Source organism: Streptomyces sp. NPDC004327, assembly GCF_042873935.1.
Taxonomy (GTDB): Bacteria; Actinomycetota; Actinomycetes; order Streptomycetales; family Streptomycetaceae; genus Streptomyces.
Genome location: NZ_JBIAME010000005.1, coordinates 580,168 through 603,578 on the forward strand (window position 1 = coordinate 580,168; position 23,411 = coordinate 603,578).

Consider the following 23,411-nt stretch of genomic DNA (forward strand, 5'->3'; position numbering starts at 1 on the left):
ATGGCAGACGACTACCTCGTACGCATCGGCAAGCTCATCCGTGACGCCCGTCAGCACCGCGGCTGGACCCAGACCCAGCTCGCCGACGCACTCGGCACCAGCCAGAGCGCCGTCAACCGGATCGAGCGCGGCAACCAGAACATCAGCCTTGAGATGATCGCCCGCATCGGTGAGGCACTCGACAGCGAGATCGTCTCCCTCGGCTACGCCGGCCCCATGCACCTGCGGGTCGTGGGCCGCCGCCGGCTCTCCGGCGCCATCGACGTCAAGACGAGCAAGAACGCCTGTGTCGCGCTGCTGTGCGCCACGCTCCTCAACAAGGGTCGCACCGTGCTGCGCCGGGTCGCCCGCATCGAGGAGGTCTTCCGGCTCCTGGAGGTGCTCAACTCCATCGGCGTCCGCACCCGCTGGATCAACGAGGGCGTCGACCTGGAGATCGTGCCGCCCGCCGAGCTGGACATGGAGTCGATCGACGCGGAGGCGGCCATCCGCACCCGCTCGATCATCATGTTCCTCGGCCCGCTGCTGCACCGCCTGGACCGCTTCAAGCTGCCGTACGCCGGCGGCTGCGACCTCGGCACCCGCACGATCGAGCCGCACATGATCGCGCTGCGCCGCTTCGGCCTCGACATCACCGCCACCGAGGGCCTCTACCACGCCCAGGTCGAGCCGAACGTCGCCCCCGACCGCCCGATCGTGCTGACCGAGCGCGGCGACACCGTGACCGAGAACGCCCTCCTCGCCGCGGCCCGCCACGACGGCGTCACCGTCATCCGCAACGCCTCCTCCAACTACATGGTCCAGGACCTGTGCTTCTTCCTGGAGGCGCTCGGCGTACGGGTCGAGGGCATCGGCACCACCACGCTCACCGTCCACGGCGTGCCGCAGATCGACGTCGACGTCGACTACTCCCCCTCCGAGGACCCGGTCGAGGCGATGAGCCTGCTCGCCGCGGCCGTCGTCACCGAGTCGGAGCTGACGATCCGCCGGGTCCCGATCGAGTTCATGGAGATCGAGCTCGCGGTCCTGGAGGAGATGGGCCTCGACCACGACCGCTCCACCGAGTACGCCGCCGACAACGGCCGCACCCGCCTGGTCGACCTGACGGTCCGCCCCTCCAAGCTGGAGGCGCCGATCGACAAGATCCACCCGATGCCCTTCCCGGGCCTCAACATCGACAACGTCCCCTTCTTCGCGGCCATCGCGGCCACGGCCCAGGGCAAGACCCTGATCCACGACTGGGTCTACGACAACCGCGCCATCTACCTCACCGACCTCAACCGCCTCGGCGGCCGCCTCCAGCTCCTCGACCCCCACCGCGTCCTCGTCGAGGGCCCCACCCGCTGGCGCGCCGCCGAGATGATGTGCCCGCCGGCCCTCCGCCCGGCCGTGGTCGTCCTCCTCGCGATGATGGCGGCCGAGGGCACGTCGGTGCTGCGCAACGTGTACGTCATCAACCGCGGGTACGAGGACCTGGCGGAGCGCCTGAACTCGGTGGGCGCGCAGATCGAGATCTTCCGGGACATCTAGTCCCCGACGACCGCGACGGGGCTCCGACGACCGCGGTCAGCGCAGCCGGTCGGCCAGCCGGGTCTCCAGCTCCTCGTAGCGGGGATCCGGCAGGGCCGCCGCCAGGAAGTCGAGGCCGGTCCGGATCAGATCGGCCAGCGGGGCGTACGCCGGGTCGGCGAGGCGTACGTCCGCGTAGAGGAACTGCCAGCCGTAGAAGCCCCTGGTCAGCAGGAGTGCCTCCAGGTATCCGGGGTAGTCGAGTTCGAGTTCGAAGAGGCCGTGCGGGAACCAGTGGACCCACGTCCGCGGCGCGAGGGTGTCCTTGGCCAGCCGGACGGCGGCGAACGCGTTCTCCCCGCTGTCCGGCAGGTAGTCGATCACCCGCAACTCCCCGAAGAGTGCGGCTTCCTCCTCGTCGCGGACACTGCCGGCGTCGGGCGGCCCGGACATGAGCGCGTCGACCAGTTCGCGCAGCACGAACTCGCCGCCCGCGCCGACGGAGGCGCCGGCCTCGTACCAGTGGATGCCGAGCTCCCAGTAGCGGACGTGGTGGTCCACGAGGGCTGGATCGAGGGTGATGCCGAACAGTTCCTCAAGCAGGGCGAATCCGGCCGCCGTGTCCTCGACCACGTCGCTGATGTCGCCCTTCCTTTCGCCGCGGACGTCGATCGCATCGCTCTGCTTCAGTTTTGCGATCATGTCGAGGAATCGGCGCTCGACGGGTGTCGGGTCACGATCGACCATGTTCTTCACGCTCCGTCCGCTAGATCTGGATGCGTCCCGCCTGGATGGCCGCGACCAAGGCGTCCGCCTTTCCCTGAATTCCGTCTATCTTGGACGTCCGCCGATTGTTCGCGGTGATGATCCTGACCCTCAGCTTGGTCAGGTCACTCGTATAGGGGCCACCGCTCGAGATTTCGTTGATGACCATCTGCGAGAACGCCTGCTCATCCTTCGAGCCGAATATCGCATTACTGAGGCCCTTCCAGCCGTACGGGCTGATCGCGTTCAGCATCAGCGGATTCACTCCGGTCGGTGTCGTCTGACTCCCCGACGACAGCACCTGCTTCAGTGAGGAATTCGGCGACTTGGGATGCCAGGCGCCGTCCTTCACCTCGTAACCGGCCCAGCGCACCGTGATGCTCTGCAGGAATCCTTCCGGGGGCGCCGTGTGCGTGCTGACGTCGACCTCGTACCAGATCATGTCCTCACGGCCGCTGCTCAGCGCCTGCGCGGCCGGGTCCTCGACGCCGTAGTGGAAGCTCGTGTTCGTCGTGGCACGGGCCGGGACCAGGTTGGAGTCGGTGGCCTTGCCGCCCAGCGGAGCGGGCAGCAGATGCATCTTCACCCAGACGGTGGAATTGGCCGGGTTGAGGCCGTTCATGCTGACGTAGGTCCAGCCGGTCAGGGTCGCGCCGGAATTCTTCGCCGCGTCCTCGCCCGGATGAATGCTCGCGATGTCCTTGGGCAGGTATTCCGCCTTGAATCCGCCGGCCAGCACCCCGTTGGCGAACGGCGGCATCACGGGCGGCGGCAGCTGCGGCTTCGGGCTGCGGGCCGCGAGCAGCCGCGCGAGGACGGTCATGTCGGCGACCAGGGCGTTGTACTCGTTCTGCCGCGGCGGGCCGGCCGCGCCGTTCCTGCCCAGCGCGTCCTTGCGCTTCGCGACGTCGTCGGACTTCGCCTTCGCGGCGGCCAGTGCCTGGGTCTGCGCCGCCTTCTCCGGGCTCGTATCGGGCAGCTTGCCCACTTCCGTGGTCCACGCCTGGAAGAAGTCCTCGATGCGCTGCTCGACGCTGTGCACCTTCAGTTCCGCCGAGGTGCCGCGCCCCGTGAACAGCACCTGGTGCCTCTCGCCGTCGCGGGTCGAGAACGGCTTCGACGGAAGGGGCAAATCGGCCGCCGGGCCGGCGTCCTTGCCCTGGGTCTTCTGGTCGGCACCCTTCTTGCCGCTGAATGTGTCCTTGACCTTCTTGCCGGCCGCCTTCAGCTTGGCCCAGATGGCCTTGCCCAGTTTCACGATCTTGCCGACGATCCAGTCGACGGCCTTCATGACCGGTTTCGACAGGGCCTGGAAGAAGCTCTTGACCTTGTTCGCGATGCCGCCGATGCCGAGAATCGCGGCGAGCGCGCCGATCAGCACGGGAATGGACTTGGCCAGGGCGTTCTCGATCAGTGCCGGCACGCCTCCGGCTCCGCCACCCGCGATGGCGATGACGGCGTCGAGTACGGCGTTGACGAATTCGACGATCTGGGCGCCGCGTTCGACGATGAACGTGACGATGTCGATGATCATCTTGCAGGCCTTGATGAACGCGCTCGCCGGATTCAGCAGGCTGATGATCCAGGTGATGCCGGCCATCAGCACGGTGGGGATCAGATACGAGGAGATCCTGCCGAGCAGGTTCTCCTTCAGGTCCCCGATCTGGTCCTTTATCTCCTCCGTCACCCCGGCGACGCCCTCGGACTGCAGCTTCGCCACCAGCGGCACGCCGGATTCGACCGCGCTCATGGCCTGCTCCGGCACGCCCTTCGCGACGATCCGGCCCCGGATCGCTCCCCAGGTGAGCCCGAGCAGGGAGGCGATCATCCCCAGGATGCCGCGCAGATCGAATTTCGCCGGCAACTGCAGTCCCGCCCCGGACATGGCGCCGAGCAGCCAGCCGACGAGGCCCTTCTTCAGATGGGTGCCGATGTTGGCGAGGAAGTTCTTCAGGCCGGCGCCGACGGCGGAGACGAGGTGTCCGAGGAAGCCGACCGGGTCCTTCAGGATCGCCATCACCGCGTGCGCGGCCTTCGCGAGGACGCCGAGCAGGAGGTCCTTGAGCTGGAGGATGGTGTCGATGACGCCCTTGACCGCGTCCACGGCCTTGGCGATCAGGCCCTTGTTCTTCTCCTTCTCCGCCTCGATCTCCGCGTCCACCTCCTTGAGCGCGGAGTTGTACTTGTCCGCCAGGGTCTGCACCAGCTCCTGGCCCTTGGCGTCCACGCTCTCGGTGAGGGCGTCGAACCGGCCCGCGAACTGTCCCGCGGCCTCCTTGCCGATCGCCTGCAGGTCCGCCGGCAACTTCTGTACCTCGGCCTGCAGTTGCTGACGTCCGGTCGCGATCCGCTGCTTCGCGCGGTTCAGCTCGGCGCCGATGATGTCCGCGACCCCGGAGATCACCGACTGCATCCGGGTCACATAGCCCTGCCGCGCCACGACGAAGATCTGGTCGGCCTCCGCGGGCAGCCCGGCGAACTTGTCCTTGACCCACTTCAGCTTGCCGGTGAAACCCGAGTACCGCTTGTCCTTGTACGCGTCCATGCGGCGCTTGTGGTCCGCGGTGAAGGCGTCCCGCGCGGCCTTCTCACCCGCGGTGAACGCCTCGTCGACCTTCTTGTCCAGGCCGGACAGGACGGCCTCGACCTCGGTCTTCGTCGCGTCGAAGACCGTCTGCAGTTTCGCGGTGACGTCCGCCCGCTTCTTCTCGTCGCCGCTCTGGGCGGTCTGCTGGCCCTGCCGCACCTGGGTGTCGGTCTGCTGCCGGACCGCGGTCAGGCCGCTCATCGCGGTGGCCCCGGCCGTGGCGGCGGCGGCCTTCGCCGTCGCCAGGGTCTTGTCCTCGGCGGCCCGCACCTGCCCGGGGGCGGTGGCGGCGTGCTGCTCGCCGGCCTTCTTGTCCTTCAGCGCGGTGGTGAACTCCGGTTCGTTGGACGTGGCCAGCTGTTCCTCGGTGACCCGCGCGTCGGCCATCTGCTGGTCGACCTGTCTCGGCCCGGCCGAGAAGTCCGTCGCCGCGGCCGGAGCCCTGTCCGGGACCGCCTGGGACGCGTCGGGGGCACCCGGGTTGGCGACAGCGGGCTGCGGGGCCAGCGGCGTGACCGGCTTCTCCTTGGCCGCGGCGGTGTCGGGCGCCGCCTTCGTCGTGGTCTCGATGGCCTCGGCCGACTTCTTCCTGCCGTCCGCGACCTGCCCCTGCACCTGCCCTTTCACCGCGTCGGCCTTGCCCGAGCGGCCGAACTTGTCCGCCTCGTCCAGGTTCTTGGGGGCCTGCGCGCTGATGGCCTCGTTCACGGCGCGCACGAAGGCCGCCTTGTCGAAGGTGCCCGGCTGGGCGGCGTTCATCTTCTCCGCGTTCGCCGCCTTGCCCTGCGCGATCCTGTCGTCGGCGGGCGGCTTCGCGGCGGCCTGCGCGGCGTCCGCCGTCGCGGCCGGCGGCGGATGCGCCGCGAGGGCCGTCTTCTTGCCGCGTACGTCCGACGCCACCGCGGAGAACTTCGCCGACGACGCGGCGGGAGCCCGCGCGCCGGGCGCGAGACGCTGCACGGGCAGCGCGGCCACCCTCTCCGCGTGGACCCCGCCGTCCAGGGCCGCGGTACGGGCCTCACCCGTGCGTGCGCCGCCGGCCGTCACGGAGGACGTCGCCGGCGAGGCCTGCGCGGTGACCCGCGCCGGGGCCGGCGGACCGGCCCTGGGTCCGGCGCGGCGGGAGGCCACCATCGCCGCGACCGCGCGGTTGCCCACGGCGCGTTGCAGGCGTTGCGCGGTCTGCCGGCCGAACGGCGAGCCCGGTCCGGCCCGCACCGGCCCCGCCGGCGCGTGAGTGGCGGTGGCCCGGTCCTCGGCGCCGGGGGCGGGCGTCGCGTCGCGACGACGCGGGACGGCTTCGCCGGCCCCCTCCCGTTCCCGCTCGACCGAGTTCCCCATCCCTCGATCGTGACGCGCGTCACAGTCGGGCTCCTAGCCCTATCAGGCAGCGGAAGGGGCAGACCTGGAGAGACTCCCGACCCGCCGTGGTCCCGTCCGGTGCCTCAGCCTCCGCCCGGCACCATCCCGCCGCCCCGCAGCCGCTCCATGTCCGAGGGGCGGACCTTGATCGCGAAGAGGGCGATCAGGAAGGAGAGGATGGCGAAGGCCGCGGCCACGACGAAGCCCGCGGTGACACCGCTGGTGAGGACCTGGTCGCTCCAGGGCTTGGGGAGCTGCTGGGTCCGGGCGAACTGGGCCTTCTGCAGCGGGCCGGCCTGGGCGAGGAAGGCCGGGACCTGGTCGGCGGCCTCGTTGCGGCTGGCCGTGCCGAAGACGGTGACCAGGATGGAAAGGCCGAGCGAGCCGCCGACCTGCTGGGTGGCGTTGAGCAGGCCGGAGCCCGCGCCCGCCTCGTGGGCGGGGACGCCGGAGAGGGCCATCAGGGTCAGCGAGACGAACATCATGCCCATGCCCGCGCTGAGGACCAGCATCGGTCCGAGGATGCTGCCGGCGTAGGTGGAGTGGATGTCGGTCATGGTCAGCCAGGACAGACCGGCCGCGAGGCAGAGCGAGCCGATGACCATGAAGGGCTTCGGGCCGTAGCGGGGCATGAGTTGCGAGGTGACCCCGGCGAGGACCGCGATGACGGCGCTGACCGGCAGGAAGGCGAGGCCGGCCTCCAGCGGGCTGAAGCCCAGGACGTCCTGCACGAAGAGGGTGAGGAAGAAGAACATCCCGAAGATGGCGGCCGCGAGGCAGAGCATGATGCCGTAGGTGCCGGACCGGTTGCGGTCGGCGAACATGTGCAGCGGGGTGATCGGCTGCTTCGACCGGCGCTCGATGAACACGAAGGTGACGAGCAGCACGACCGCGGCGGCGAACGAGGCCACGGTGAGCGGGTCACGCCAGCCCTGCTGCGCGGCGCGGATGAATCCGTACACCAGCGCCACCATGCCCAGCGTCGAGGTGACCGCGCCGAGCACGTCGAAGTGACCGGGGTGGCGCTCGGACTCCTTGACGTGGCGTGGCGTCAGGAAGGCGATGAGCAGCGCGATGGGGACGTTCACGAAGAACACCCAGCGCCAGTTGAGCCATTCGACCAGCAGACCGCCGGCCAGCAGGCCGATCGCGCCGCCGCCGGCCGAGACGCCCGCGAACACTCCGAAGGCCCGGTTGCGTTCGGGGCCTTCGTCGAAGGTCGTGGTGATCAGGGACAGCGAGGTCGGCGAGGCGATGGCCCCGCCGACGCCCTGGAGCGAGCGGGCGGCGAGCAACTGCCAGGACTCCTGGGCGAATCCGCCGAGCAGTGAGGCCAGTCCGAAGAGCAGCACGCCGAAGATGAAGACCCGTCGGCGGCCCAGGATGTCACCGGTGCGGCCGCCGAGCAGCAACAGTCCGCCGAAGGTCAGCGTGTAGGCGTTGACGACCCAGGACAGGCTGGTGGTGGAGAAGTTCAGCGCGCTCTGGATGTGCGGGAGCGCGATGTTCACGATGGTGATGTCGAGGACGACCATCAGCTGGCAGGAGGCGATCACGAACAGGGCGATGCCCTTGCCGTCGCCGCCTCGGCTCGGGGCGGCGGACTTCTGCGAGGTCGTCGGCTTCGGGGTAGTCATGGCGCATCGCGCCCTCACCTGAGGGAGCCGTGGGCCGGTCAGTCCACCTTTCGACCCTAAGCCAGCCCCCAGGGGGTCACCAGTTGATCAAGCCGCCCGGTCGGGGCCCCTCGTCCGCCTCACTCGTCCACGACCGCGAAGCCGTCCAGTTCGACCAGCGCCTGCTCGTCCCACAGCCGTACGACGCCGATCACGGCCATCGCCGGATAGTCGCGGCCCGCCAACCGGTGCCAGATCCGGCCGAGTTCGGCCGCGTGGCGGCGGTAGTCGTCGACGTCCGTCGCGTAGACGGTGACCCGGGCCAGGTCGGCGGGCGTGGCGCCGGCGTGACGCAGGGCGGTGAGGAGGTTGGTGAGGGCGGTCTCGAACTGCTCGGGCAGGGTCCGGCCGGTCACCTTGCCGTCGCGGTCGAGGCTGGTCTGGCCGGCGAGGAAGACCAGCCGGCTGCCGGTGGCGGTGACGGCGTGGCTGAAGCCGCTGGGCGGGGAGAGGTCGGCGGGGTTGTGGCGGTGCAGACTCATGACGCGGCTCCTGCCTGGGCGAGGGGCGGTGCGGGGCGCTCGGCGGGATCCCCGGCGGCCCGGGCCTTGGAGGCCTCTCGGCCGGCCCGCGCCCCGGAGGTCTCTCGGTCATCGGCGGCCTCGGCGGCCTGCGCGCCCGGGGCCCGGGCGGCGGCCCGGTAGAGCTCCTTGGCGATGATCGTGCGCTGGACCTCGGTGGCCCCCTCGTAGATCCGGGGCGCCCGCACCTCCCGGTAGAGGTGTTCGAGCAGATGGCCGCGCTGGAGCGCGCGGGCGCCGTGCAGCTGGACGGCGGCGTCGACGACGTACTGCGCGGTCTCGGTGGCGAGCAGCTTCGCCATGGCGGCGCGGCGCGGCACGTCCGGGTCGCCCCGGTCGTACGCCTCGGCCGCCGCGTACACGAGCAGCCGGGCCGCCTCGGTGCGGGTCGCCATCTCGGCGACCTGGTGCGCGACGGCCTGGAGGTCGGCGAGGACGCCGCCGAAGGCGGGCCGGGCGGCGGTGTGGGCCAGGGTGGCGTCGAGCGCGGCCTGCGCCATGCCGACGGCGAAGGCGCCGACGCTGGGCCGGAACAGGTTGAGTGTCCCCATCGCCACCCGGAACCCCTCCCCCGGCACTCCGAGCACGTCCTCGGGCCCGACCCGCACCCCGTCGAAGACCAGGCTGCCGAGCGCGTGCGGCGCCAGCATGTCGAGGGCCTCGCCGCCGAGCCCGGCCCGGTCGCCGGGGACGAGGAAGGCGGTGACGCCGCCGGGGCCGCGCGCTTCCTCGCCCGTTCGGGCGAACACGGTCACCAGGTCCGCCTCCGGCGCGTTGGAGATCCAGCGCTTCTCGCCGTAGAGCCGCCAGCCGTCTCCTTCCTCGTCCCGGACGGCCTCCAGGGCGAGGGCGGCGGCGTCGGATCCCGCGCCCGGTTCGGAGAGGGCGAAGGCGGCGACGGCGCGTCCCGCGACGACCTCGGGGAGCCAGCGGGCGCGCTGCCCGGGGGTGCCGAAGGCGGCGACGGGGTGGGCGCCGAGGCCCTGGAGGGCGAGTGCGGTCTCGGCCTCCGTGCAGGCGTGGGCGAGGGACTCGCGCATGAGGCACAGGTCGAGCGCGCCGGAGTCGAAGAGGCGGGCGAGCAGTCCGAGCTCGCCGAGGGCTGCGACGAGGGGGCGGTTGACGCGGCCCGGCTCGCCCTTCTCGGCGAGCGGGCGCAGGCGGTCGGCGGCGAGCCGGCGCAGCTCGGCGCACCAGGTGGTCTGTTCCGGATCGAGCGAGAATGCGGCCATGGGGCCCTCTCCCGGGCCGGCGGTGCCGGAACCCGTATCGGAAGCCGTCGTCGGAAGCCGTCGTCGGAAGCCGTATCGGAAGCCTTGTCGAAAGCCTTGCCGGATGCCTTATCGCGAACCGTTGACTGTCGTCACCATCACGATACGCTCCTTGGGCGACGGCCGACCCCGAACGGACCGGACCGGCCCCCAGGACAGGCGCCACAGCCACGACAGCCACCACCGCCACCGACGATCCCACCGACAGGGGGACGGACGCATGGAGCTGACGCCCTCGGCCCACCAGGACACCTTCGCCCGCGACCATCTGCCGCCCGCGGAGCAGTGGCCCCGCCTGCTCTTCGAACTGCCCTCGCTCGCCTACCCCGACCGGCTCAACTGCGGCACCGAGCTGCTCGACCGCACGGTGGAACGATTCGGCGCCGAGCGCGCCGCCTTCCGGGACGGCGAGGGAGACGTCTGGTCGTACGGACAGCTGCGCGAGCGGGTGGACCGGATCGCCCACGTCCTCACCGACGACCTGGGCGTCCGCCCCGGCAACCGGGTGCTGCTCCGCGGCCCCACCACCCCCTGGCTGGCCGCCTGCTGGCTCGCCGTGATGAAGGCCGGCGCGGTCGCCGTCACCGTCCTCGCCCAGCAGCGGGCCCGCGAGCTGGCCGTGATGTGCGAGATGGCGCGCTGCGGCCTCGCGCTGTGCGACGTGCGCGCGCTCGACGAACTGGCCAAGGCCGAAGTCCCGGGCCTCAAGGTGACCCCCTTCGGCGGCGACGGCCCCGACGACCTGCTGACCCTCGCGTCGGGCAAGCCCGGGCGGTACGAGGCGGTGCCGACCGCCGCCGACGACGTGGCGCTGATCGCCTTCACCTCCGGCAGCACCGGCCGGCCCAAGGGCTGTCTGCACTTCCACCGGGACGTGCTCGCCGCCGCCGACACCTTCTCCGCGCACGTCCTGCGTCCGGAGCCGGACGACGTCTTCGCCGGCTCCCCGCCGCTCGGCTTCACCTTCGGCCTCGGCGGGCTCGTCGTCTTCCCCCTGCGGGCCGGGGCCTGCGCGGTCCTGCTGGAACAGGCGGGACCGCAGCAGCTGCTCGCCGCCGTCGCCCGGCACCGGGTGTCGGTGCTGTTCACGGCGCCGACCGCGTACCGGGTGATGCTGGAGGAGCTGGACGCCCCCGGCCACGAGCACGAACACGACCTCGGCTCGCTGCGCCGCTGCGTCTCGGCGGGCGAGAACCTGCCGGCGTCGACCTGGGACGCCTGGCACGAGCGCACCGGCCTGAAGCTGATCAACGGCATCGGCGCGACCGAACTCATGCACATCTTCATCTCCGCCGCCGACGGCGACATACGCCCCGGCACCACCGGCCGCCCGGTCCCCGGCTGGCAGGCCAGGGTCGTCGGCCCGTCCGGCCAGGAGCTGCCGGACGGCGAGGCCGGGCTGCTCGCGGTGCGCGGCCCGGTCGGCTGCCGCTATCTCGCCGACCCGCGCCAGACGGAGTACGTGCGCGGGGGCTGGAACATCACCGGCGACACCTACGTCCGCGAACCCGATGGCTACTTCCGTTACGTCGCCCGCGCCGACGACATGATCATCTCGGCCGGGTTCAACATACCGGGCCCGCAGGTCGAGGAGGCCCTACTCGCCCACCCCGACGTCGTCGAGGCGGCGGTGGTCGGCCGGCCCGACAAGCTGCGCGGCGAGATCGTGGTGGCCTACACGGTGGTACGGGACGGGGTGCCGCGCGACCCCTCCACGGCGGCCGCGCTGCGCGCCTTCGTACGGGCCAGGCTCGTCCCGTACAAGTCGCCGCGCGAGATCGTCTTCCTCGACGCGCTGCCGCGCACGGCGACGGGCAAACTCCAGCGCTTCCGGCTCCGCACCGACGGGCTCCCCGGCAACGGGCTCCCGGCCGAGGGGCTCCCGGGCGACGGACTCCGGACCGACAGCCTCCGGACCGGCGGACTCCCGGCCGACGGACTCCGGACCGACAGCCTCCGGACCGACGGAATCCCGGCCGACGGGCTCCCGGGCGACGGGGCCGGATCCGGCCGCCTAAAGTGATCACGTGGCCGAGCAGCACACTCCCCGATCCCTGATCGTCTCGCTCTACGGCGCGTACGGCCGGTCGCCGGACGGCGCGCCGCTGGCGGTGGCCGAGCTGATCAGGCTGCTCGGCGCGCTCGGCGTGGACGCGCCCTCGGTGCGCTCCTCGGTGTCCCGGCTGAAGCGGCGCGGCCTGCTGCTGCCGCGCAGGACGGCGGACGGCGCCGCCGGGTACACGCCGTCGGACGACGCGCGGATGCTGCTCGACGACGGCGACCGCCGGATCTACGCCCGCGACGAGCCCCGGCTCGCCGACGGCTGGGTGCTCGCCGTGTTCTCCGTCCCGGAGGCCGAGCGCCACAAGCGCCATCTGCTGCGCTCCCGGCTCGCCCGCCTCGGCTTCGGCACGGCCGCGCCGGGCGTGTGGATCGCGCCGGCCCGGCTGTACGAGGAGACCCGGCACACCCTGGAGCGCCTGGAGCTCGCCCCGTACGTGGACCTGTTCCGCGGCGACCACCTGGGCTTCGCGGCGACGGCGGAGGCGGTGGCCCGCTGGTGGGACCTGCCGTCGATCGCCAAGCTGCACGAGGAGTTCCTGGACGCCCACGAGCCGGTGCTGAGGGCCGGGCCGCCGGCCACGCCGGAGGCGGCGTACCGGGCGTACCTGCTCGCCCTCGACTCCTGGCGCCGGCTGCCGTACGCCGACCCGGTCCTGCCCCTGGAACTCCTCCCGGAGAACTGGCCGGGCACCCGCTCGGCGGAGGTCTTCCTGGGGCTGCACGAGCTGCTGTACGCGCGGGGCGCGGAGTTCGTGCACCCGGCGGGCTAGGGCTGTCCGGCCCTGATCCGCCGTGCGGGCCCCAGGGCCCGCACGGGCAAGCCCTGGCGCCCGCCCCGCCAGGGCCGCGGAGGCGGCCGAAGCCCGCGCGACGGGCTCGTCAGCCCTTGTACTCGGCGATCTGGATCAGGTTGCCGCAGGTGTCGTCGAGGATCGCGACGGTCACCGGGCCCATGTCCGCCGGCTCCCGCGTGAAGCGCACGCCGAGCGCGCGCAGCCTCTCGTACTCGGCGCGCACGTCCGTCACGGCGAAGGAGTTCACCGGGATGCCGTCGGCCTTCAGCGCCTCCTGGTACGCCCTGGCGGCCGGGTGCTGGTTGGGCTCCAGGACCAGCTCGACGCCGTCGGGCTCCTCCGGGGAGACGACGGTCAGCCAGCTGTGGCCGCCGAGCGGGACCTCGGTCTTCTTCACGAAGCCGAGCACGTCGGTGTAGAAGCGCAGGGCCTTGTCCTGCTCGTCGACGAAGACGCTGGTCAGGTTGATCCTCATGAGGTGCTCCGGGTGGTGCGGGGGCGCGGAAGGGGGCGGACCCGGGGTCACGGGTCCTTGCGGCCCGTGGGCGGGCGCCTGCTGCCCGCGCGGTACGGGGCCGGCCAGGGTGCGGCGGGGCCCGCGTAGCCCTGCTCGGCGGCGGCGTGCAGGGTCCAGTGCGGATCGTATAGGTGCGGGCGGGCGAGCGCGCAGAGGTCGGCGCGGCCGGCGAGCAGGAGGGAGTTCACGTCGTCCCAGGAGGAGATCGCGCCGACCGCGATGACGGGCACGCCGACGGCACCGCGGATCCGGTCGGCGTACGGGGTCTGGTACGAGCGGCCGAACTCGGGGCGCTCGTCGGGCACGACCTGGCCGGTGGAGACGTCGAGGGCGTCGGCGCCGTGCGCGGCGAACGCGCGGGCGATCTCCACGGCGTCCTCGGCGGTGGTGCCGCCCTCGGCCCAGTCGGTGGCGGAGATGCGCACGGTCATGGGCCGGTCGGCCGGCCACGCCTCCCGTACCGCGTCGAAGACCTCCAGCGGGTAGCGCAGCCGGCCGGCGAGGTCGCCGCCGTAGCCGTCGGTGCGGTGGTTGGTGAGCGGGGAGAGGAAGCCGGAGAGCAGATAGCCGTGCGCGCAGTGGAGTTCGAGCAGGTCGAAGCCGGCCCGGGCGGCGCGCCGGGCGGCTGCGGCGAACTCCTCGCGCACGGCGGCGAGCCCGGCCCGGTCGAGCGCGTGCGGGGTCTGGTTGACGCCGGGGCGGTAGGGCAGCGGCGAGGCGGCGACCAGAGGCCAGTTGGCGTCCGGGAGCGGCTGGTCGATGCCCTCCCACATGCGGCGCGTGGAGCCCTTGCGGCCGGAGTGGCCGAGTTGCACGCCGATCGCGGTGCCGGGCGCCTCGGCGTGCACGAAGTCGGTGATCCGGGCCCAGGCGTCGGCCTGGGCGTCGGTCCACAGGCCGGTGCAGCCGGGGGTGATCCGGCCGCGTTCGCTCACGCAGACCATCTCGGTCATGACCAGGCCGGCGCCGCCGAGGGCGCGGGAGCCGAGGTGGACCAGGTGGAAGTCGCCGGGGACGCCGTCCTCGGCCACGTACAGGTCCATCGGCGAGACGACGACCCGGTTGCGCAGCGTCAGTCCGCCGAGCCGGAACGGCGTGAACATGGGCGGCGTGCCGGGCGGGCAGCCGAACTCCTCCTCGACGGCCGCGGTGAAGCGGGGGTCGCGCAGGCGCAGGTTGTCATGGGTGACGCGGCGGCTGCGGGTGAGCAGGTTGAAGGCGAACTGCCGGGGCGGGCGGTCGAGCTGGTCCGCTATCTCCTCGAACCAGCGCAGGCTCGCGGCGGCGGCGCGCTGGGTGGACTCGACGACCGGGCGGCGCTCGGCCTCGTACGCGGCGAGCGCCTCGGGCAGCCGGCCGGGCCGGGCGTCGACGTGCGCGGCGAGCGCGACGGCGTCCTCGACGGCCAGTTTGGTGCCGGAGCCGATGGAGAAGTGCGCGGTGTGGGCGGCGTCGCCGAGGAGCACGGTGTTGCCGTGTGACCAGCGGGCGTTGACGACCGTGCGGAAGGCGGTCCAGGCGGAGTTGTTGGAGCGCAGGCTCCGGCCCTGGAGCGCCTCGGCGAAGATCTTGGCGCAGCGGGCGGCCGATTCCTCGTCCTGGCCGGGTTCGTCGAAGCCGGCGGCCCGCCAGACCTCCTCGCGCATCTCGACGATGACGGTCGAGCTGTCGGCGGAGTAGGGGTAGGCGTGGAGCTGCATCACGCCGTACTCGGTCTCGGCTGTCTCGAAGCGGAAGGCGTCGAGCGCGAAGTCGGTGGCGAGCCAGATGTAGCGGCAGCGGTGCGTGGTGATCACCGGCCCGAAGACGTCGGCCCTCTCCTCGCGCGTACGGCTGTGCACACCGTCGGCGGCGACGACGAGGTCGTGGGTGGCGGCGAGCCGTGCGGCCGGCGGGGCCTCGGTACGGAAGCGGAGCCGGACGCCGAGTTCGGCGCAGCGCGCCTGGAGCAGCTCCAGGAGCCGGCGGCGGCCGAGCGCGGCGAAGCCGTGGCCGGTGGAGGTGTGCAGATGGCCGCGGTGCACGATCTCCACGTCGTCCCAGTGGACCAGCTCCTCGCGCAGGGCGGCGTGGACGACGGGGTCGGCGCTCTCGATGCCGCCGAGCGTCTCGTCGGACAGCACGACGCCGAAGCCGAAGGTGTCGGTGGGCGCGTTCCGCTCCCAGACGGTGACCTCGCGGGCCGGGTCGCCGCGCTTGAGCAGCGCGGCGGCGTACAGCCCGCCGGGACCGCCGCCGATGACGGCGATGCGCAGCGGTGCGGCTCCGGGGCGGGGGACGTCGGGGCGCGCGGCCTCGGCGAGGGGGGCGGCCGGGCTCAGCGGGGCGGCCGCGGGGGTGGACCGTACCGCGCCGGTGCCGCCCGGCGCGGTACGGGGGCCGGGGGGCGCCGCGGGCGGCCGCCCGGGCAGCGCCGGGGCCAGGTCCCGGGCCGGCCCGGGCGCCCCGCGCCCCCTCGCCGCCCCGGAGCCCGTCGCCCCCGCGTTCGTCTCTCCCATGTCCATCGGCCTCGCGTGGACCGGCCTCGCGTCGACCGGCCCCGCGTCGATCAGCCCCGCGTCGATCGGCCTCGCGCTCATCGCCCGCGCCATTTCGCCGGGCGCTTCTCGGTGAAGGCGGCGTGGAACTCGGCGTAGTCCTCGCCGTGCATGAGCAGAGCCTGGGTGGCCGCGTCCATCTCGACGGAGGCGGCCAGCGGCATGTCCAGCTCGGCGGTGAGCAGCGCCTTCGTCTGGGCGTGCGCCAGGGCCGGGCCCTCGGCGAGGCGGTGGGCGAGGGCGGCGGCGCGGGTGTCGGCGGCGCCTTCCTCGGTGAGTTCGCTGATGAGACCGATGCGCTCGGCCTCGGCGGCGCCGACGGGGTCGCCGAGCATGAGGAGCCGGGTGGCGTGGCCGAGGCCGACGACGCGCGGAAGGAGATAGGCCGCGCCCATGTCGCCGCCGGAGAGGCCGACGCGGGTGAAGAGGAAGGCGAAGCGGGCGGTGGGGTCGGCGACGCGGAAGTCGGCGGCGAGGGCGAGGACCGCCCCGGCGCCGGCGGCGACGCCGTGGACGGCGGCGATCACCGGGAAGGGGCATTCGCGCAGCGCCCGCACGGTCTGCCCGGTCATCCGGTTGAAGTCGAGCAGCTGGGCGGTGTCCATGGAGAGCGTGGCGCCGATGATCTCGTCGACGTCGCCGCCGGAGCAGAAGCCGCGGCCCTCGCCGCCGAGCACCAGGGCGCGGACGGCCCGCTCCCTGGACAGCTCGGCGAGCAGGTCGCGCAGGTCGGCGTAGGCGCCGAAGGTGAGGGCGTTCAGCTTCTCGGGGCGGGCGAGGGTGATCGTGGCGACGCCGTCGTCGATCGTGAGGCGCAGGTGCCGCCAGCGTTCGGTGCGGGTCGCGGAGCCGGTGAAGGGGCTCATTTCGGGAGGACCTCCCTGAGTGTGTGCGCGTACGGGTACGGCATCACCACCAGAGGGTATCACTCATCTGTGACCATCGTCACGAGTGCGCAATAAGCCCCGCGTATGACCCCCGGACCAAGGTCCCGGACCCTGGTCCCGGCCCGAACCGGCGACCGCCTCTGGTCCGGGACGCGTGGCTCCGTAAGGTTGAAACCAGGACATCACCCCCGACCGCCCCCACACCGAGCTCGAACGGACCCCACCGCCGTGTTCGAAGTCCCCGCCCCCGCAACCGCCCTCGCGCCCTCACCCGCGGCCGCCCCGGCCGCCGCCTCGTGGCGGCTATCGCTCCCCCACACCACCGCCGCCGTGCCGCTCGCGCGCGCCCTCGTCCGTACCGCCCTCACCGAGATCGAGGGCCCCGAGCAGGCCGCCGCCGACTGCTACACGGCCGAACTGCTCACCGCCGAGCTGGTCGCCAACGCCGTCGAGCACACCCCGGGCCACGGCCCGATCGAGCTGGTCGTCGAGCTGCTCCCGGCCCCCGGCGGCTGCCAGATCGAGGTCCACGACGGCCGCCCTGCCGCCCCCGGCGACCTGGTCTGCCCCGATCCGGCCGTCCCGGTCGACCCCTGGCAGGAGCACGGCCGCGGCCTGCTCCTGATCCGCGCGCTGAGCAGCGACTGCGGACACCGCCCCACCGCGCACGGCAAGGCGGTCTGGTTCACGCTCCCGGCCGTACCGCTTCCGCCCCGGCCTCAGGAGCCGTGACCGTCTCCGTGGCGGCCTCGGGAGCCGGGAGCGTGGCGGCCTCGGGAGCCGTGGTCGTGAAGAGCCGCGAGTGGCGGCGGCCGTACCCCACGTAGACGAGCGCGCCGACGACCAGGAAGGCCGCGAACTCCAGCCAGGTCGTCCAGCCGGTCCCCCAGATCAGGTACGCGCAGAAGCCGACGCCGAGCAGCGGGCTGAGCGGGTACAGCGGGACGCGGAACGATCGCTGCAGCTCCGGGTTGCGGCGGCGCAGCGCGATCACCGCGATGTTGACGACGGCCATGACGGCGAGCGTGCCGATGGTGGTGAGGTTGACGACGGCGTCGAGCGAGGCGAACGCCGCCGGGACCGCGAAGACCGCGGCCACGATCCAGGTGTTGGCGACGGGCGTGGCGCTGCGCGGCGAGACCTTCTCGAAGGTCCGGGGCACGAGGCCGTCGCGGGACATCGACAGCAGGATCCGGGTCTGTCCGTACATCACGGCGAGCACGACGGACGCGATGGCGACGACCGCGCCGAAGGCGATGATCCCGCCGCCGACCGTCGAGTGGGTGACCTGGTTGACGACGAGCGAGAGCGCGGCCGGCTTGTCGCCGACGGCGTCCGCGCCGAGCGCCCCGATCGCGGAGAGCGCGACGGCGCCGTAGAGCAGGGTGACCACGCCGATGCAGATGAGGATCGCGAGCGGGATGGTGCGGCGCGGGTTCTTCACCTCCTCGCCGGCGGTGGTGATGGCGTCGAAACCGATGTACGAGAAGAAGGCGACGGACGCTCCGGCGGTGATCCCGGCCGTGCCGTGGGTCGCGAACGGGGAGAGGTGACCGGCCCGGAAGGCGCTGAAGCCGATCGCGCAGAAGACGATCAGGATCGCGATCTTGAGCACGGCCATGGCGGCGGTCGCCCGGGCGCTCTCGCGCACCCCGCGGACCAGCAGCACGGCGGCGAGCAGGATCACGACCACGGCCGGCAGGTTGACCACGCCGCCGTCGGCGGGACCGGCGGAGAGCGCGGCGGGCAGGTGCCAGCCGACCAGGCTGTCGAGCAGCTCGTTCAGGTACTGGCTCCAGCCGACCGCGACGGCGGAGACGGACACGCCGTACTCCAGGAGCAGGCACCAGCCGACGAGGAAGGCGACCCGCTCGCCGAGGCTCGCGTAGGCGAAGGAGTACGACGAGCCGGACACCGGGATCGCGTCGCCCAGCTCCGCGAAGGAGAAGGCGGTGAAGACGCAGGTGAGCGCGGCGAGCACGAAGGAGACCACGACGGCGGGCCCGGCCTCGGCGACGCTGTCGGAGAGCCCGACGAAGATGCCGGTGCCGACGATGGCGCCGATGCCGAAGCACACCAGCTGGAACAGCCCCATGGTGCGCTTGAGGCCGTGGCCTTCGAGGTCGGCACCGGACTCGGCGAGCAGCCGCTGCGGGGACTTGATCCGGCGGGAGTCGATCCGCGAGGACATGGGGTGGTTCTCATCTCTGGTCGTGCATGCGAGAGGGGGGCCCGGACGCTGCGCACCCGGACCCCCCTTGATAAGCCGATGGTAAGGCCCCTCGCGCATATTCACCCAATCGGCGGCATTCCCATGCCTACGACACGTAGCGGGCGAACTCCCACGGGTCGTGCGCCGAGAACACCTCCACCTCGTCCCCGTGGTCGCGGACCAGCTCGCGCAGCCGCGCCTGGGTGCCGAGACGCAGGTCCCGGTGGACCTCGGAACGCGTCTGCACGACGTCCATCAGCGGATGCGGCTCCTTCGCGTCCGCCATCTCACGGTGGTAGTAGTACGCGTCCCCGCAGTGCAGCAGCCAGCGCCCGGCCGCGCCGGCGCGCCCCTCGTCGTACACGGCGACCCCGGTGTGGCCGGCGGTGTGGCCGCCGAGCGGGACGAGCCGGATCCCGGACGGCAGCCCGTCCAGGCGCACCGCCCCGAAGCCGAACCAGTCGTCGGCGGCGTCCGCCCCGTCCGGCGCGTAGGTGACCCAGTCGGGCTCGTGCGCCCAGTGCGCCGGGCGGTAGCGGTAGCTCGGGGCCTCGGCGCGCGCGGCCGCGAGTTCCGGCGCGAGCAGGTGCACCTTGGCGCCGGGGAAGTCGGGCAGCCCTCCGCAGTGATCCACGTCCAGGTGGGTCACGATGACGTGGCGCACGTCGGCGGGCGCGTACCCGAGGCGGGCGACCTGGCGGACGGCCGTCTCCTCCTCGTCGAGCGCGGGCGCCGCCATCGCCACCCAGTCGGCGCCCAGGGTGGCGTCGGGATCGCGGACGTCGTCGAGGCCGAGTCCGGTCTCGACCAGGACGAGCCCGGCGGAGTCGGTCTCCACGAGGAGGCAGTGGTTGACGGCCGGCGCGGGAGCCGGGCCCTCGTAGGTGGGGTCGATGGTGCGGACCGAGCCGCAGTTGAGGTGATGGACCTTCGTCACGTTCATGACGAGTAGGCTGCGACTTGAACCGCGCTTCAAGTCAAGGGACCGGTTTCAGGGGCGGCTCCGGGGGTGGCGGTGGACGGGGGATCGACCGTGAACGAGGGACTGCCGACCGAGGCGCCGACGGACGAGAGACTGCAGGGCGACGGACTGCGGGGCGACGGACTGCCGGGCCGGGGACTGGTCGGCGAGGGACTGCCGGGGCAGGGAGTGCTCGCCCCGGGGCTGGCCGGCGAGGGACTGCCGGGGCAGGGAGCGCTCGGCCCGAGGCTGCCCGGCCGGGGACTGCTCAACCCGGGGCTGGTCGGCGAGGGGCTGCTGGACATCGCCGAGGTCGCGGAGCGCAGCGGCCTCGCGCCGTCGGCGCTGCGCTTCTACGAGAAGAAGGGCTTGATCGCCCCGGCCGGCCGCAACGGCCTGCGCCGCACCTACCGCCCGGACGTCCTGGAGCGTCTCGCCCTGATCACCTGCGCACGCAGCGCGGGCTTCTCGATCGCCGAGGTGAGCCGCTTCGTGGTGGCGCGGCCGTCCGACGCGGACCTGCGGGTCCGGATGGGCGCCAAGGCCGACGACCTCGACGAACAGATCGGCCGGCTCACCCGGCTGCGCGACAGCCTCCGCCATGCGGCCGTCTGCGAGCACGAGCCGATCGTCGACTGCCCCGACTTCAAGCGGGCGGTCGGCAACGTGCCGCCGGCGACCGCCCCTTGACGTCCCTCAGCGGTAGAAGGTCCGGCCGGCGGCGCCGGAGGACACCGACCACACCTCGGTTATCAGCCCGCCGGTGATCCGGAGCGTATCGGTCCCGCTGCGGGCGACGGTCTCGCCGTCCTCGCCCGTGAAGCTCGCGCGATAGGGCCGGGCCACCAGACCGGTCGGCGCACCGTCCACCAGGGCGAGGTCCACCACCGCCTCACCCTCGGCCGCGAAGCGCAGCTCGGTGCGGCTGCGGCGCCACGCGTCGATGACGGCGGCGAGTCCGGCCGGGGTGCGGATGCCGTCGAAGGCTTCCGTGTTCGCCTGGGTGTAGCGGAGGGTGAAGTCCGGGGCCATGATCTTCTCGGCGAGCGCCAGCTCACCGTTCCACATGGCCGTCCACTGCGCGTAGATGTCGACACCGAGGCGTCGCAGGTCGCCGCCGCTTGTCCTGCTGGTCTCGCTCATCAAGTCCCCCTGTTCGTCACGTCTCCTGACACTCACGAACGTAACAGGGGGGTCTGACAACGGGCCGTCCGACGATCAGGCGGGCCCCGCGAGCGTGGCGACCATGACCGCCTTGATGGTGTGCATCCGGTTCTCCGCCTCGTCGAAGACGACCGAGTGCGCCGACTCGAAGACCTCGTCGGAGACCTCCAGCTCGGTCAGCCCGTGCCGGGCGTGGAGGTCGCGGCCGACGGCGGTGCCGAGGTCGTGGAAGGCGGGCAGGCAGTGCAGGAACTTCACGTCCGGGTTGCCGGTGGCCGCCAGGACGTCCATGGTCACGGAATACGGGGCGAGGACACCGATCCGCTCGTCCCAGACCTCCTTGGGCTCGCCCATCGACACCCACACGTCGGTGGCGACGAAGTCGGTGCCGCGCACGCCCTCGGTGACGTCCTCGGTGAGCGTGATCACCGCGCCGCTCGTCTCGGCGAGCCGGCGGGCCTCGGCGACGACCTCCTCGGCGGGCCAGTAGGCCTCCGGGGCCACGATCCGGACGTCCATGCCGAGCAGGGCGCCGGTGATCAGGTAGGAGTTGCCCATGTTGAAGCGGGCGTCGCCGAGGTAGGCGAAGGCCATCTCGTCGAGCGGCTTGGCGCAGTGCTCGGTCATGGTGAGCACGTCGGCCAGCATCTGGGTGGGGTGCCAGTCGTCGGTGAGCCCGTTGTAGACCGGCACCCCGGCGTGGGCGGCGAGCTCCTCGACGACGACCTGTCCGTCGCCCCGGTACTCGATCGCGTCGAACATCCGGCCGAGCACCCGGGCGGTGTCCTTGACCGACTCCTTGTGCCCCATCTGCGAGCTGACGGGGTCGAGGTAGGTGGTGGAGGCGCCCTGGTCGGCGGCGGCGACCTCGAAGGCGCAGCGGGTGCGGGTGGAGGTCTTCTCGAAGATCAGCGCGATGTTCCGGCCCCGCAGCCGCTGGACCTCGGCGCCCGCCTTCTTCGCCGCCTTGAGTTCGGCGGCGAGCGCGATCAGGCCGCGGAACTCCTCGGCGGTGAAGTCCAGCTCCTTGAGGAAGTGGCGGCCGATGAGGTCGGTGGCCATGGGGCGCTCCTGGGTTACGGTCGGGGACGTCGAGGGACGAGGACGTTGGAAGTGTATACGTAATTCAGCATTCTTATACAGACCCCGCCCTCGCCCCCCTCCGTCCCGGCCCGCCGCGCAGAGGCGCCCCGCCGTCACACCGCGCCGCGTCTCACACCGCGTCCCGCTCCACCGGACAGCTCATACAGCGCGGACCGCCCCGCCCCCGCCCCAGCTCGCTGCCGGGGATCTCGATCACCTCGATGCCCTGCTTGCGTAGATGCGTGTTGGTGGTGACGTTCCTCTCGTACGCGACGACCACGCCCGGCTCGACGGCGAGCACGTTGCACCCGTCGTCCCACTGCTCCCGCTCCGCCGCGTGGACGTCCTGGGTGGCCGTGAGCACCCGAATGTCCTGGAGGCCGAGGGCGGCGGCGATCGCGCTGTGCATCTGCTCCGGCGGATGGTCGGTGACCCGCAGGGACTGGCCCTCGTCGCCCGGCTCGATCGTGTACGAGCGCAGCATGCCGAGGCCCGCGTACTGGGTGAAGGTGTCGGCGTCCACCATCGTCATGACCGTGTCCAGGTGCATGAACGCCCGCCGCTTCGGCATGTCCAGGGCGACGATGGTGCGCGCCGAACCCGCCGCGAACAGGCCGCGCGCCAGCATCTCCACGGCCTGCGGGGTGGTGCGCTCGCTCATGCCGATGAGGACGGCGCCGTTGCCGATGACGAGGACGTCGCCGCCCTCGATCGTCGACGGGTAGTCGGACTGCCCCTCCGACCAGTGGTGGAAGCTCCCCGCCTCGGGGCCGGTGAAGAGCGGGTGGTGCTTGTAGATCGCCTCGAAGTGGACGGTCTCGCGCTGCCGGGCCGGCCAGCGCATCGCGTTGATCGACACCCCGTCGTAGATCCAGGCGGAGGTGTCCCGGGTGAAGATGTGGTTCGGCAGCGGCCCGACGACGAACTCATCCAGGTCCAGGGCGTGGAAGCGCACCGAGGTCGGCTCCCGGTGCGCCGCCAGGAACTCCCGCTTGGTCATGCCGCCGACGAGCGCCTCCACCAGGGCCGGCGAGTCCAGCGAGTCGAACGCCGCCCGCAGATGGTCCGTGGCGAGCGGACCGTACTCCTTCTCGTGGAAGACCCGGTCGAGCACCAGCCGCCGCGCCGCCGGCAGCTCCAGGGTCTCGCCCAGCAGATCACCGAAGAGGTGCACCTCCACCCCCCGGTCCCGCAGCACGTCCGCGAAACCGTCGTGCTCCTGGCGCGCCCTGCGCACCCACAGCACGTCGTCGAAGAGCAACGCGTCCTTGTTGGTCGGGGTGAGCCGCTTCAGCTCCAGATCGGGCCGGTGCAGTATGACGCGGCGCAGCCGCCCGGTCTCGGAATCGACATGGAATCCCATGCGCCCCATCCTGGCCGAGCGGAGCGGCCCGCGCGTAGTACTCCGCGTGTCACGCGGGCGACGGGGCGGGGTCGGGACCCCACCTCGCCGCCCCTCGTGGGCTTCCCGCCGCCCCCCTCGTGGCCTTCCTGTCGCCGT

The 23,411-nt window shown here is 72.3% G+C and carries 18 protein-coding genes; 5 read left to right on the top strand and 13 right to left on the bottom strand.

Annotated elements, in window-relative coordinates; genetic code table 11:
- Entirely contained in the window at nucleotides 1–1,530 is a 1,530-nt protein-coding gene (locus tag ACFYU9_RS20325; RefSeq protein ID WP_389207717.1) for a helix-turn-helix domain-containing protein, read from the top strand.
- Nucleotides 1,531–1,566: 36 nt separating this feature from the next.
- On the opposite strand, the gene ACFYU9_RS20330 is transcribed toward ACFYU9_RS20325, so the two are convergent.
- The 5 genes from ACFYU9_RS20330 to ACFYU9_RS20350 form a co-directional block, all read right to left on the bottom strand.
- Nucleotides 1,567–2,256 carry a hypothetical protein gene (locus tag ACFYU9_RS20330; RefSeq protein ID WP_389345596.1) on the bottom strand — a complete coding sequence of 230 codons (690 nt, stop codon included), beginning with the start codon at nucleotides 2,254–2,256 and terminating at the stop codon, nucleotides 1,567–1,569.
- A 19-nt stretch (nucleotides 2,257–2,275) separates the two neighbouring features.
- Complete coding sequence (locus tag ACFYU9_RS20335; protein ID WP_389345597.1) at nucleotides 2,276–6,202, bottom strand: hypothetical protein; 3,927 nt, start codon at nucleotides 6,200–6,202, stop codon at nucleotides 2,276–2,278.
- Nucleotides 6,203–6,306: 104 nt separating this feature from the next.
- Nucleotides 6,307–7,860, bottom strand: coding sequence for an MFS transporter (locus ACFYU9_RS20340; protein ID WP_389207723.1), 1,554 nt, complete (start codon nucleotides 7,858–7,860; stop codon nucleotides 6,307–6,309).
- A 119-nt stretch (nucleotides 7,861–7,979) separates the two neighbouring features.
- On the bottom strand, nucleotides 7,980–8,381 hold the full coding sequence (locus ACFYU9_RS20345; protein WP_389207725.1) for a RidA family protein: 402 nt from the start codon (nucleotides 8,379–8,381) through the stop codon (nucleotides 7,980–7,982).
- On the bottom strand, nucleotides 8,378–9,652 hold the full coding sequence (locus ACFYU9_RS20350; protein WP_389345598.1) for an acyl-CoA dehydrogenase family protein: 1,275 nt from the start codon (nucleotides 9,650–9,652) through the stop codon (nucleotides 8,378–8,380). Before ACFYU9_RS20350 ends, ACFYU9_RS20345 begins: the two co-directional genes overlap by 4 nt.
- A gap of 259 nt (nucleotides 9,653–9,911) precedes the next feature.
- Between ACFYU9_RS20350 and ACFYU9_RS20355 the strand changes: the two genes are divergently transcribed.
- Nucleotides 9,912–11,714: an AMP-binding protein gene (locus ACFYU9_RS20355; RefSeq protein ID WP_389345599.1), complete on the top strand. Its 1,803-nt coding sequence runs from the start codon at nucleotides 9,912–9,914 to the stop codon at nucleotides 11,712–11,714.
- Nucleotides 11,715–11,718: 4 nt separating this feature from the next.
- Nucleotides 11,719–12,525, top strand: a complete 807-nt coding sequence (locus tag ACFYU9_RS20360; protein ID WP_389207730.1) for a PaaX family transcriptional regulator C-terminal domain-containing protein — start codon at nucleotides 11,719–11,721, stop codon at nucleotides 12,523–12,525.
- A gap of 109 nt (nucleotides 12,526–12,634) precedes the next feature.
- On the opposite strand, the gene ACFYU9_RS20365 is transcribed toward ACFYU9_RS20360, so the two are convergent.
- Genes ACFYU9_RS20365 through ACFYU9_RS20375 form a run of 3 tightly spaced genes read right to left on the bottom strand, consistent with a single transcriptional unit; the run spans nucleotide 12,635 to nucleotide 16,469 of the window.
- Nucleotides 12,635–13,024 carry a VOC family protein gene (locus ACFYU9_RS20365; protein ID WP_389207732.1) on the bottom strand — a complete coding sequence of 130 codons (390 nt, stop codon included), beginning with the start codon at nucleotides 13,022–13,024 and terminating at the stop codon, nucleotides 12,635–12,637.
- Between the two features lie 47 nt (nucleotides 13,025–13,071).
- Nucleotides 13,072–15,645 carry a bifunctional salicylyl-CoA 5-hydroxylase/oxidoreductase gene (locus ACFYU9_RS20370; protein ID WP_389345600.1) on the bottom strand — a complete coding sequence of 858 codons (2,574 nt, stop codon included), beginning with the start codon at nucleotides 15,643–15,645 and terminating at the stop codon, nucleotides 13,072–13,074.
- On the bottom strand, nucleotides 15,642–16,469 hold the full coding sequence (locus ACFYU9_RS20375) for an enoyl-CoA hydratase family protein (RefSeq protein WP_389207735.1): 828 nt from the start codon (nucleotides 16,467–16,469) through the stop codon (nucleotides 15,642–15,644). Before ACFYU9_RS20375 ends, ACFYU9_RS20370 begins: the two co-directional genes overlap by 4 nt.
- Nucleotides 16,470–16,718: 249 nt before the next feature.
- Between ACFYU9_RS20375 and ACFYU9_RS20380 the strand changes: the two genes are divergently transcribed.
- Nucleotides 16,719–17,222, top strand: coding sequence for an ATP-binding protein (locus ACFYU9_RS20380; RefSeq protein WP_389345601.1), 504 nt, complete (start codon nucleotides 16,719–16,721; stop codon nucleotides 17,220–17,222).
- Here ACFYU9_RS20380 and ACFYU9_RS20385 read toward each other — a convergent pair.
- Together ACFYU9_RS20385 and ACFYU9_RS20390 are read right to left on the bottom strand one after the other, a co-directional pair.
- Nucleotides 17,176–18,681: an amino acid permease gene (locus ACFYU9_RS20385; protein WP_389345602.1), complete on the bottom strand. Its 1,506-nt coding sequence runs from the start codon at nucleotides 18,679–18,681 to the stop codon at nucleotides 17,176–17,178. The genes ACFYU9_RS20380 and ACFYU9_RS20385 overlap by 47 nt on opposite strands.
- Nucleotides 18,682–18,808: 127 nt before the next feature.
- Nucleotides 18,809–19,645, bottom strand: a complete 837-nt coding sequence (locus ACFYU9_RS20390) for an MBL fold metallo-hydrolase (protein ID WP_389207741.1) — start codon at nucleotides 19,643–19,645, stop codon at nucleotides 18,809–18,811.
- A 90-nt stretch (nucleotides 19,646–19,735) separates the two neighbouring features.
- Here ACFYU9_RS20390 and ACFYU9_RS20395 point away from each other — a divergent pair, with 90 nt between their 5' ends.
- Nucleotides 19,736–20,353: a MerR family transcriptional regulator gene (locus tag ACFYU9_RS20395; RefSeq protein WP_389345603.1), complete on the top strand. Its 618-nt coding sequence runs from the start codon at nucleotides 19,736–19,738 to the stop codon at nucleotides 20,351–20,353.
- 6 nt (nucleotides 20,354–20,359) lie between these two features.
- On the opposite strand, the gene ACFYU9_RS20400 is transcribed toward ACFYU9_RS20395, so the two are convergent.
- From ACFYU9_RS20400 to ACFYU9_RS20410, 3 genes are all read right to left on the bottom strand, one after another.
- Complete coding sequence (locus ACFYU9_RS20400; RefSeq protein ID WP_389345604.1) at nucleotides 20,360–20,806, bottom strand: hypothetical protein; 447 nt, start codon at nucleotides 20,804–20,806, stop codon at nucleotides 20,360–20,362.
- A gap of 75 nt (nucleotides 20,807–20,881) precedes the next feature.
- A complete protein-coding gene (gene argF / locus ACFYU9_RS20405; RefSeq protein ID WP_389207747.1) occupies nucleotides 20,882–21,889 on the bottom strand; it encodes an ornithine carbamoyltransferase in 1,008 nt (335 codons plus the stop codon).
- A gap of 151 nt (nucleotides 21,890–22,040) precedes the next feature.
- A complete protein-coding gene (locus ACFYU9_RS20410; RefSeq protein WP_389207749.1) occupies nucleotides 22,041–23,273 on the bottom strand; it encodes an arginine deiminase in 1,233 nt (410 codons plus the stop codon).
- Nucleotides 23,274–23,411 lie beyond the last annotated feature (138 nt).

Excerpts from the sequence above, each read along its gene's own strand:
- ACFYU9_RS20400 (WP_389345604.1), bottom strand. The coding sequence starts at position 20,806 with ATGAGCGAGACCAGCAGGACAAGCGGCGGCGACCTGCGACGCCTCGGT.
- ACFYU9_RS20330 (WP_389345596.1), bottom strand. The coding sequence starts at position 2,256 with ATGGTCGATCGTGACCCGACACCCGTCGAGCGCCGATTCCTCGACATG.
- ACFYU9_RS20390 (WP_389207741.1), bottom strand. The coding sequence starts at position 19,645 with ATGAACGTGACGAAGGTCCATCACCTCAACTGCGGCTCGGTCCGCACC.
- ACFYU9_RS20375 (WP_389207735.1), bottom strand. The coding sequence starts at position 16,469 with ATGAGCCCCTTCACCGGCTCCGCGACCCGCACCGAACGCTGGCGGCAC.
- ACFYU9_RS20325 (WP_389207717.1), top strand. The coding sequence starts at position 1 with ATGGCAGACGACTACCTCGTACGCATCGGCAAGCTCATCCGTGACGCC.
- ACFYU9_RS20370 (WP_389345600.1), bottom strand. The coding sequence starts at position 15,645 with ATGAGCGCGAGGCCGATCGACGCGGGGCTGATCGACGCGGGGCCGGTC.
- ACFYU9_RS20385 (WP_389345602.1), bottom strand. The coding sequence starts at position 18,681 with ATGTCCTCGCGGATCGACTCCCGCCGGATCAAGTCCCCGCAGCGGCTG.
- ACFYU9_RS20335 (WP_389345597.1), bottom strand. The coding sequence starts at position 6,202 with ATGGGGAACTCGGTCGAGCGGGAACGGGAGGGGGCCGGCGAAGCCGTC.
- ACFYU9_RS20355 (WP_389345599.1), top strand. The coding sequence starts at position 9,912 with ATGGAGCTGACGCCCTCGGCCCACCAGGACACCTTCGCCCGCGACCAT.
- ACFYU9_RS20365 (WP_389207732.1), bottom strand. The coding sequence starts at position 13,024 with ATGAGGATCAACCTGACCAGCGTCTTCGTCGACGAGCAGGACAAGGCC.
- argF (WP_389207747.1), bottom strand. The coding sequence starts at position 21,889 with ATGGCCACCGACCTCATCGGCCGCCACTTCCTCAAGGAGCTGGACTTC.
- ACFYU9_RS20410 (WP_389207749.1), bottom strand. The coding sequence starts at position 23,273 with ATGGGATTCCATGTCGATTCCGAGACCGGGCGGCTGCGCCGCGTCATA.
- ACFYU9_RS20350 (WP_389345598.1), bottom strand. The coding sequence starts at position 9,652 with ATGGCCGCATTCTCGCTCGATCCGGAACAGACCACCTGGTGCGCCGAG.
- ACFYU9_RS20345 (WP_389207725.1), bottom strand. The coding sequence starts at position 8,381 with ATGAGTCTGCACCGCCACAACCCCGCCGACCTCTCCCCGCCCAGCGGC.
- ACFYU9_RS20340 (WP_389207723.1), bottom strand. The coding sequence starts at position 7,860 with ATGACTACCCCGAAGCCGACGACCTCGCAGAAGTCCGCCGCCCCGAGC.